Annotated in this window: 8 protein-coding genes and 1 tRNA gene; 6 read left to right on the plus strand and 3 right to left on the minus strand. The window is 63.6% G+C overall.

Annotated elements, in window-relative coordinates; all coding sequences use genetic code 11:
- Positions 1-4: 4 nt before the first annotated feature.
- On the minus strand, positions 5-2269 hold the full coding sequence (gene metE, locus HMPREF2604_RS00420) for a 5-methyltetrahydropteroyltriglutamate--homocysteine S-methyltransferase (protein WP_070562150.1): 2265 nt from the start codon (positions 2267-2269) through the stop codon (positions 5-7).
- Positions 2266-3189, minus strand: a complete 924-nt coding sequence (locus HMPREF2604_RS00425; protein WP_070562153.1) for a methylenetetrahydrofolate reductase — start codon at positions 3187-3189, stop codon at positions 2266-2268. The genes metE and HMPREF2604_RS00425 overlap by 4 nt, the downstream gene beginning before the upstream one ends.
- A gap of 374 nt (positions 3190-3563) precedes the next feature.
- On the opposite strand from HMPREF2604_RS00425, the gene HMPREF2604_RS00430 reads away from it, so the two are divergent.
- From HMPREF2604_RS00430 to HMPREF2604_RS00450, 5 genes are all read left to right on the plus strand, one after another.
- Complete coding sequence (locus HMPREF2604_RS00430) at positions 3564-4439, plus strand: hypothetical protein (RefSeq protein WP_070562156.1); 876 nt, start codon at positions 3564-3566, stop codon at positions 4437-4439.
- 167 nt (positions 4440-4606) lie between these two features.
- Entirely contained in the window at positions 4607-4810 is a 204-nt protein-coding gene (locus tag HMPREF2604_RS00435; RefSeq protein ID WP_070562159.1) for a hypothetical protein, read from the plus strand.
- 73 nt (positions 4811-4883) lie between these two features.
- On the plus strand, positions 4884-6458 hold the full coding sequence (locus HMPREF2604_RS00440) for an ABC transporter transmembrane domain-containing protein (protein WP_070562161.1): 1575 nt from the start codon (positions 4884-4886) through the stop codon (positions 6456-6458).
- Positions 6455-8248 (plus strand): ABC transporter ATP-binding protein, encoded by a 1794-nt coding sequence (locus HMPREF2604_RS00445; RefSeq protein ID WP_070562163.1) that lies wholly within the window; start codon positions 6455-6457, stop codon positions 8246-8248. Before HMPREF2604_RS00440 ends, HMPREF2604_RS00445 begins: the two co-directional genes overlap by 4 nt.
- Positions 8249-8270: 22 nt before the next feature.
- Complete coding sequence (locus HMPREF2604_RS00450) at positions 8271-8762, plus strand: GNAT family N-acetyltransferase (RefSeq protein ID WP_070562166.1); 492 nt, start codon at positions 8271-8273, stop codon at positions 8760-8762.
- 43 nt (positions 8763-8805) lie between these two features.
- Here the strand turns inward: HMPREF2604_RS00450 and HMPREF2604_RS00455 are convergent.
- A tRNA-Ala gene (locus HMPREF2604_RS00455) sits at positions 8806-8878 on the minus strand.
- Positions 8879-9049: 171 nt separating this feature from the next.
- On the opposite strand from HMPREF2604_RS00455, the gene HMPREF2604_RS00460 reads away from it, so the two are divergent.
- On the plus strand, positions 9050-9928 hold the full coding sequence (locus HMPREF2604_RS00460) for a polysaccharide deacetylase family protein (RefSeq protein ID WP_070562169.1): 879 nt from the start codon (positions 9050-9052) through the stop codon (positions 9926-9928).
- The last annotated feature ends 159 nt before the right edge of the window (positions 9929-10087 follow it).

Below are 10087 nucleotides of genomic sequence, written 5' to 3' on the forward strand. Positions count from 1 at the left end.
ACCCCTAGAGGCTGGCGCGGACCTCGTCACGGGCGAGGACCAGGTTGCGCAGGGAGGCCTCGGTCTCCTCGTAGCCGCGGGTCTTCAGGCCGCAGTCCGGGTTGACCCACAGGCGCTCGACCGGCACGTTCTTGAGTGCCGCGCGGATAAGCTCGGCCATCTCCGCCACGGACGGGATGCGCGGGGAGTGGATGTCGTAGATGCCCGGGCCAATCTCGGAGTGGAACTTCTCATCGATATCCTCGAGCAGCTCCATGCGGGAGCGGGCAGCTTCGATGGAGGTGACGTCGGCGTCGAGGCCGGCGACGGCGTCGATGATCTGGCCAAACTCCGAGTAGCAAAGGTGCGTGTGGATCTGGGTTTCAGGCTTCGCCTGCAAGGAAACCACTCGGAAGGAGCGCACCGCCCAGTCGAGGTAAGCCTTGCGGTCCTTCTCGCGCAGCGGCAACAACTCACGCAGGGCGGGCTCATCGATCTGGATGATGTCGATGCCGGCCTCTTCGAGGTCACGGACTTCGTCGGCCAGCGCCACGCCGAGCTGGTCGGCGGAGACGGACTGGTGGACGTCATCGCGCACGAAGGACCAGGCCAGGATGGTCACCGGGCCGGTGAGCATGCCCTTGACGTGCTTCTCGGACAGGGACTGCGCGAACTTCGCCCACTCGGTGGTCATGGCCTTCGGGCGAAAGATGTCACCAACCACGATTGGCGGACGGGTGCAGCGGGATCCGTAGGACTGAACCCAACCGTTCTCGGTGACGACGAAGCCGTCGAGAAGCTCGGCGAAGTACTGCACCATGTCGTTGCGCTCCGGCTCGCCGTGGACCAGGACGTCGAGGCCCAAGCGCTCCTGCAGCTCGATGACGGACTTCACCTCGTTGCGCAGGGCCTCGGTGTAGTCGGCGTCGGAGAGCTCGCCCTTGCGGTGCGCGGCGCGGGCGGCGCGGATCTCAGAGGTCTGCGGGAAGGAACCGATGGTGGTGGTCGGCAGCTGCGGCAGGCCGAGGGCCTCCTGTGCCTTGTTGCGCTCCGCGAACTCCGGCTGGCGCTGGACCTGGCCCTCCGGCAGCTGCGCGGTGCGCTCCTGCACGGCCTGATTGTGGATACGTGAGGACTCGGCGCGGGTGCGCACGGCGCGGTCGGCCTGCGCGTATGCCTCCGGGGCGTCGAGCGGGCCGGCGGCGAGTGCCACGACCTCGCGGACCTTCTCGTCGGCGAAGGCGAACCAGGTGGCAACGTCGACCGGCAGGGAGGTCTCCGCCTCGACGGTGTGCGGGACGTGCTGCAGGGAGACGGAGGTGGTTACGGTGACGCCTTCGCCCAGGGTCTCGAGCTTTTCGCGCAGGTCGCGCAGGTTGGCGGCCCAGACGTTGCGGCCGTCGACAAGGCCGGCGGCGAGGTGGGTGGCTTCGGCAAGCTTGGCGACGCGCTCGAGGTAGGAATTGTCCAGCGCCAAGGTGCCCACCGAGAGATCCACCTGGACCGCTTCCGGCTTGAGCTCAGCGATGGCGTCGAGGCCAGCATTGAGGGAACCATAGGGCGTGGTCAGGTAGACCTGCGGTCGCTTCTTCGCGCCGAGGATGCGGCCATAAGAGCTCTTGAGCGCGGCGGCGAGGGTGGCGTCGTCAGCCGCGGCGAGGTCAGCGACCAGGGCCGGCTCAACGAGCTGGAGCCACTCCACGTTGGCGTCGGCAAGCTGCTCCAGCACGGTGAGGTAGGAGTCCACGAGCTCATCGAGGCGGTCGAGCGGCTGCTTGGTGGCGCCCTCAGCCTGCTTGGACAGGGCCAGCAGGGTCACGGGGCCAACGAGGACCGGGCGCACGGTGTGGCCTGCGGCGCGAGCCTCCTCGACGATCTTGAGCACGCGCTGGGGGCGGGCACTAAAGGTCTGGTCATCGCTGATTTCAGGGACGATGTAGTGGTAGTTGGTGTCGAACCACTTGGTCATCTCCAGCGGCGCGGTGTCCTTGTTGCCGCGGGCCAAGGTGAATTCGTCATCGAGGCTCTCGCCCTGGGCAGCGCCCACGGTCAGCGCGGTCTCGAGGACGTGGTCGTAGTACGCAACGTCCGCCGGGATGGCGTAATCCTCAGTGAGACCCAGCTCCTTGAGGCGGGCGTAGGTATCGAGGCGCAGGGAGTGCGCGGCGGATTCGAAGGTCTCGGCATCAATCTTGCCGGACCAGTAGGACTCCAGCGCGCGCTTAAGCTCACGATGGGCACCTACGCGGGGATAGCCCTCAATCGTTGCCTTGGGAAATGGTGCGGTCATGGGGTAACTCCAATTCGATGTAGCAGGTCAGTCGTAATGTCTGGATTGTTATGCGTGTAGATGTGCAGCCCGTCGGCGCCGGCGTTCATCACCGATTTCGCCAGGGAGGCCGTAAGCTGCATCCCGATTTCTTTCTCTTCCTCGGGGGAGGTCGCTGCCGCGAGCTGATCGAGCACCTGCGGTGGCCCGTCCAGCCCGGACAGCTGGCACATTCGCTCCACCCGAGCACGGCTAGTCATCGGCATGATCCCGGGGATGAGCGGAATGCGCACGCCCGCCAGCCGGGCGCGTTGGGCGAAGCGGACGTAATCCTCCGCGTCAAAGAAGAGCTGGGTGATGGCGAAGTCAGCGCCGAGGCGTTGCTTGGCCAGGAGAACGTCGATGTCCTCGTCCGCCGTGGCGGACTCGGCGTGACCGTTGGGGTAGCAAGCCACGCCCACGGCCAAGCGCCCAGCGGCCAAGCGCGCCACGCGGGCGGATTCCCAGCGGCGGATGAGCCGGACGAGGGAGTCGGCGTGCGGCAAGTGGCCTTCGGGCATCCCGCCCTCGGGCAGGTCGCCGCGAAGCGCGAGGAGGCCGCGCACGCCGGCGTCGACGAGCGTGTCGATCCAGCCAACGAGCTCTTCCTCCGTGCCGGCAGTACAAGCCAGGTGCGCCAGGGGACGCATCGCGGTATCGCGCGAAATCTTCTCAATGAAGGCCGCGGTTCCCTCCAGCCACCCGGAGCGCTGGGAGCTGGTGACGGCGATGTAATCGGGGTTATATGCGGCAAGCGTGTCGAGCAAACGGTCAATCTTTTTGGCGTCCGCATCGTGGCGCGGTGGGATCACCTCGAAGGAGAGAGCGGTGCGCTGTGGTCGCTTAGGCGTATCTTCGCTGATTTGGTCTAGTGGCGCGGATGCGGAGAGTCGCGGGGACATGCTCACCTCCTCTGCAGGTTATCGTGGTCGGTCATCTGTGCTGTTGGTGGAAAACGTACCAAGCTGTCCATTTTGAGCGAAAGCATTTAGGAAATGGTCATACCTTTCCAACCCAGCCAGCTGCACCGTTGCCCAAACCTGTGGTGAATAAAAAGGCCACTGTTCCGTACAAAGCTGTCTATTTTCTTTGAACCGCTCTCTACTTTCGTCCCGTGGTGGCAGGACGTAGCTGCCGCCACTACGCTGAAAGGGAGTATCCAGCGCTAACGCGGACACACATGTGCAGTGTCCCGTCCGGCGCAGACAACCACTCCATAAACAGTTACCCACCGAGCAATCGCCTCAAGCATTGACGTAAAGGAGCATCTCTCCCGATGAACCCCACCGCACTGTCCACAGCAATTAGCGCCACCTCCGCCCTGGTGGAGCGCCTCAAGGAACGCCGCGATGAAAAGGCTCGCGAGGCCTACTCCGTCCTGGAGACCGCCGCCGCCCGCATGGAAGAGCGCGATGACGAGTGGTTCCCGGAGGCACGCCGCGAAGCCGGTGCCGTGACCAAGGCCGCGCATGCCCGCCTCGAGCGCACCCTCGAACAGCTCAAGGAGCGCAGCGAGGAAGCAACCGAGAAGCTCTCCGCTGCCGCCGCAGACGCCCAGGACAAGGCCACCAAGAAGTGGGAGAAGACCCAGAGGCAGGCTGAAAAGAAGGCCACCAAGGCCCGCAAGCAGGCCAAGAAGAAGGCTTCCAAGGCTGAGAAGAAGGCACAGAAGCAAAGCGCCCAGCTGCAGAAGAAGGCCCGCGCCATCAGCGGCAAGGATAAGAAGAAGGGCTCGAAGATCTGGCTGATCTCCGCGCTGGTTGCCGCCATTGCTGCCATCGGCGGTGGCATCTACTACTTCTTCACCCAGAAGAAGGAGAAGGAATCCGCCGTCCCGCCGCGCGTTGAGGACTTCTCTTCCCCGTCCGCACCGCAGGGTTCCACCTTGGTCTACACCTCCACCACCGAGGATGACGCCAAGAAGGAGTCCGACTTGGCCGAGGAAGGCGTCGTCGAGCGCGATGAAGAGCTGCTGGGTTCCCTCGATGAGCAGCTGGCCAAGCACCGCGAGGAAGAAACCGCCATCCAGGACGCCGTCGAGACCGAGATTGAGGTCAGCAACGCCGACAAGAAGGATGCCGACACCTCCCGCATCACCGATGATCACGAGTCCGAGGGCAAGCACCGCCTCCAGACCGAGGACGAGAACTAACCCCCCAACCTTGGGGGTGTGCATTTCGTTGCCTTGATCTCACTGCGTTGCCCCCGCGCGTCCGACCTGCTTGAATTGAAGGCTAATCGGCATCGATCCTCATAGATCGGTGCCCGCGCGCTGTTTTGCGCGGGAAGCCCTATCAACAGCAGGCAAGGAGATCAGACATGAGCTTTGAGTCGCTCGTAGTCAAGCTCAAGAACGGGGAGACCTTTTATTTCCCCGCAGGTGCCGTGAGCGGCGATCCGTCCACCCGCGTGGACAACCTGCGCTTTGCCATTGAAAACGGCACGCAGTTTAGCTCCGTCGATGATTATGGAGTCGACCGCGAGTTCAACGGCTATGACGTGGAAAATTACCACCTAGCTTAAGTTCCCACAGTGAGTCACCGATCGTAATCTGAATCACTCATCCATCCTTTTTTGCGCTATAGGATGAGTCTTTATGACTCACTATCCACGCATGCGGACGTGGTCGTGGTATCTCCCCGATGAGCCACCTTCCGGCGAGGTTTCCCTCACCGAGACCACCAACTTCTCCCGCCCAGCTAAAGCCACGTGGCGTCTGCTCGGCGCCCAGCGCACCGGCGTTATCGGCATCTTCGTTGCCACCCTCATCAACGCGCCGCTGGGCGCGTTGGTCTCCGTCATCGTCGGCCAGACCACGCAGTATGCCTTCTCCGAGCCTTCCTGGCGCACCGTAGCGCTGCCGCTTGCGGCCACGGCGATCCTCCTCTTCATCGCCTATATCTGCGAGGCCACGGCGGATGCCTTCACAGACTTATCCCAAGCCCGCACCACCCATACGCTGCGCCTTAACCTGCTGGATAAGTTGCTGAGCGCTTCCACTGCAGGCATTAGCCCCGGCCGGCTGCTCAACACGATGGATGAGGATTCGCACTACATCGGCCAACTCAAGCAGATCCTCAACTTCCCACTGGTCATGGTGGGCTACCTCTTGGGCGCGGTGGTCAGCCTGGCCCCGATTTCCTGGCAGGTCTCAGCTGTGCTGCTGATTGGTGCACTCGCCACCGCGCTGGCCTCCTGGGCCACCACGAAGCCGCTGACGAGGATCGCCGCGCGCCGCCGCCAGTTGGAGAACACCGCGCTTTCACTCGCCACGGACTTTGCTCAAGGCTCCCGGGTCATCAAAGGCCTCGGCGCCAAGGACATCGCGCGCCAACGTTTTTCTGACGCCGCCCAGAACTCCTTGGGTGCCATGCTCCGCGAGGCCAAGCTGTCCTCCCTCATGGCCTGGCTGCGCCAGATGGTTCCCGCGTCCTTTGCCGTGGGCATTCTTGCCTGGACCTCCTGGGAAACCTTCGAGGGCCGCATCGCCCCCGGCGGGATGATGGCGATCACCATGCTCGTCCCGCCCGCGCTCACCGCGCTGGGTGTGTCTCTCGGCCTGCTCACGGAGAACTGGGCGCGGGCGCGTGCCTCCGTGGAGCGCGTCGGCGAGCTGCTCGGACAGCTTTCTTCCAACACCACCGAGGCCGCCGGCACGCCGATTGACCTCTCCCCCGGCTTGCACGTGTGGATGCCTATCAGCACAGAGGGGCGCAGCACCGTGGACTCTTGGGTGCGCTACCTCCATGAGCACGGCGCCTTGTGCCCGCCACACCGCATCTCCGTGTTGGAGGGCACCCTGCAGGACAACGTCGATCCGCTCCGCAGTGCTAGCGCTACGCAGCTTCACGACGCCCTCCACGCCTCCGCCTGCGAGGATATTGTTATCCGCCTCGGTGGGCTTGGTCCCAACGGCGAGCTACCCACCGCGCCCATCGGTGAGGCCGGCCTCAACCTCTCCGGCGGCCAGCGCCAGCGCGTCGCGCTTGCCCGCGCGCTCGCCCTCGACCCCGATGTCCTCGTGCTGGACAACCCCACGACGGGACTGGATTCGTTGACCCTGGCGGACGTCGCCAAGCGCGTGCGTGAACTGCGCGCCGGCAAGACCACCGTGATCATTACATCCGCCTCCACGTGGGCCGCCAACGCCGATGAGGTGGTGGAGCTATGAGCCAGCAGGATCGCGCGGATGCCCTTGCACCTGCCTCCCCGCGGGAGTGTCTCCGTTTTCTGAAGACCCTGCCCAGTGCGCCCAGTCGGCTTGGCATCGCCCTTTTCTTCGGACTGTTTACCGTTACGGTCATCATGATGAACCTGGTCTCCCAGGTGCTTGGCCGCGTCGTGGACATCATCCAGGGCGTGGAGATCCCCATCCTTGGCACGGGGCGCGCAGCCATGGTGGGCGCGCTCGTTGTTATCGCGGTGGGCTTCCTCGTGGAGGTCACCGGCCGCACAGTGGGCCGCTTGTTGGTTACCTCCACTACCCGCCGTCTCTCGGTAGATCTGCGCACCTCAGCGCTGGATTCCACCCTCGGCGCCCCCGTGCCCGCCGTCATGGAATTGGGCACCGGCAACATCATCACGCGCCTGTCCAAGGACATCGACACCGTCGTCATGACCATCTCCATGATGGGTGACCGCCTCGTGCTCACGCTCTTCATGCTGCCGCTGACCGCGCTCATGATGATCTTCATCCACCCCGCTTATGCGCTGCTCTTCATAGCGGTGAGTTGTCTGCTCTACCCCTTCATCCGCGGCACCATGCGGGATATCCCCGCCGTGGCCAACGAGGTGTCCTCGGTGGAGGCCTACCGCAACAACGTGCTGCTGGACACCATTCGCGCCCTGGAGACCCTCCGCCAGTTCTCCCTGAAAGACTGGGCGCATGCACGCATGGAGCGCTATTCCTGGGACACGGTACAGGCCTGGGGCGACAAGGTGCCGCTCATCAACCGCATCCTGGGCCAAGGCGCCCTGGCCTTCGCGGTGTTGCTGCTGGGCTCCGTCCTCATGTCCGTGCCCATGGTGATGTGGGAATGGCTGACACCTGGCGAGGCCACCGCCGCTGTGCTGCTGGTCATGCGGCTGGAGATCCACGTATTCAACATCCTCTTCTTCGCCGGCGAGATCCAGCATTCCGTGACCTCCCTCGGCCGCGCGGTGGCTCTGGCCACCCTGGAGAGCAGCGCTGGTACGAAGGAGCTCAAGGACACGCCCCGGCTAACCTCCGCGCCGGCCATCACCATTGATCACCTTTCCTACGCCTACCCCGGCGGGGCACGCGTGCTTGACGACGTCTCCCTAACCCTCTCCGCCGGCACCACCACCGCCCTAGTTGGTACCTCCGGCGCGGGTAAGTCCACGCTCGCCGCCCTCGTGGCGGGCCTGCAGTACCCATCGGCGGGGAACATCAGCCTCGATGGCATCGATACCGCCTCAGTGCCCAATACGTGGATTACAGAGCACGTCGCGCTCATTACCCAAGAAGTCCATCTCTTCTCCGGCACCTTGCGCGAGGACCTGCTCCTGGCCAAACCTGACGCCAGCGATGAGGAGCTGTGGCAGGCGCTTAACACCGTGGGCTTGGATAAACATTCGCGGTGGCTGCCCCAGGGCCTCGATACGCTCATTGGTGCGGGCAACGAGGAAATTGGCGCTGAAGCCGAGCAACAGCTTTCCCTGGCCCGCATGATCCTGCGCCAGCCGCCGGTGCTCATCATGGATGAGGCCACCTCCGAAGCCGGCTCTGAGCACGCCGAAGTGCTCGAACACGCCGCCAAGGCAGTCACGAGGGGCCGCACCGCGCTCGTCGTTGCCCACCGCCTGGACCAGGCTCGCGAGGCCGACCGCATCATCGTGATGGAACAGGGTCAGATCGTCGAGGATGGCACCCACGCCGAGCTGATGGACCTCGGCGGGCGCTATGCCTCGGCCTATTCCCAATGGGAGCACGGCTCATAGGTGGTGCACGCCGCGTCCTACCATGGAAGCTATGCATCTTCTTTCCCTCACCGAAGCTGACCGCACCTACCTGGCCCGCATCAATTTCCTCGCCGATACCTTCGGCGATGAGCACAAGGAGCTTCCTGCGGGTTTCGAGGAAGGCTTTGACTACTACCTCGGCGGTTGGGAGCCTTCCCGCGGAGGTTTCATCGCCTGGGAGGGCCACGTCCCTGCCGGTGGCGTGTGGCTGAACTGGGGAACGGCGCAGCGCCATGGTTTCGGCCACGTTATTGAAGGCATCCCAGAGCTTGCTCTAGCTGTGGAACCTCGCTTCCGCAGCCAGGGAGTGGGCACCATGCTTATCGACGCCGCCACCGAACTCGCCCGCGAGATGGGCGCCCCAGGCATCTCGCTGTCGGTGGCTAAAGATAATGACCGCGCCCACCGCCTTTACCTGCACCTTGGCTTTGAGCCGGTGAGCGAGAGAAGCGGGCACATCGTCCTGGTCAAGCGCTTCAAGGATGCCGACTAAGTTAAGCGAAAAGCTAAAGGGCGCTCACTGTGTGAGCGCCCTGTGGAGCATAGGGGAATCGAACCCCTGACCTTTGCATTGCGAACGCAACGCTCTACCAACTGAGCTAATGCCCCAATACCTGTAGAGCGTACTCCTCTCGGTAAAAGCAACGAAATCACCCCTATTACGGGCCTAGCGAAACCTCAGGAGTTAACTTCTTTCACTCTAGTTGCGTGTCACTAGGGATAATCCACCTTCACCGGACAGACAATAAAGCGTCTTAAGAAAGTCTGTGGAAGGTTGTCATGCGCCGAAAAAGTGTTCTTGTCCGCTCCCTCATCGCCCTTGCAGCAGCCACGGCCCTGCCTGGCGCCGCTGCTGCCGTGGAGCTTCCCCAGCCGGTGATTCAACAGCCGACGTTGCCACAGCTCCCCGACGTCCAGAAGGACATCCAACAACTAGAGCACGACGCCTACGATGCTCTTCCCAAGGAGCTTCAAAATAGTCCTGTCTTTGCCGGCTCCTCGCGGCCGGCTGCGAAGCCCGCGCCGACCGGCAAACAGCAGTCGCAGTCGGTTGCTGATGCCACCTGCTCCAACTGCGTGGCTATCACCTATGACGATGGCCCCGGCGAGTTGACCGCTCAGCTCCTCGACACCCTGAAGGCCAAGGACGCCCACGCCAGCTTCATGGTCTTGGCTCCCAGTGCCACCGCGCACCCGGATCTGCTGCGCCGTATGAAGGCTGAGGGCCACACCGTGGGAAACCACACCGCATCCCACCGCGAGCTCAACAAGCTCTCCCCCAGCGACGTGGACGGCGAGATCAAGGCCGGGGCCGCGGCAATCAAGGCAGCAACGGGTGAGAACCCGCGGTGGATGCGTCCCCCGTACGGTGCCACCAACGGCACCGTGGACGCCGCTGCGAAGGCTAATGGCCAGGCACAGGCCCTGTGGTCCGTCGACACCGTGGATTGGAAGGACCGCAATTCCGAGCACGTCTGTGAGGCCGCAGTCAGCGGGGCGCAGCCCGGCTCCATCGTCCTCATGCACGACATTCACGCCACAACCGTAGGGGCCGCAGACTGCGTCATCGACGGACTGCGCGCGAAGGGCCTGGAGCCAGTCAGCCTCGACCGCCTCATCCCCAATCCGCAGGCGGGAAAGCAATACCTCACCCGCTAGCGCACAGCAGCCTGTTCTGGGACCAAACTAAAGGCACCTTATGCAGATTTCCGTATCCATCTACCTGGTGTTTTCGGGTCGGAGGTCTCCATATGGTGCCTTTAGTTTGGTCCTTTAACCCGCCCCTGTGGGCTTAAGGGACATTTCGTGTGGATAAAT

The sequence above is a fragment of the Corynebacterium sp. HMSC055A01 genome, assembly GCF_001809405.1.
GTDB classification, from domain to species: domain Bacteria; phylum Actinomycetota; class Actinomycetes; order Mycobacteriales; family Mycobacteriaceae; genus Corynebacterium; species Corynebacterium hesseae.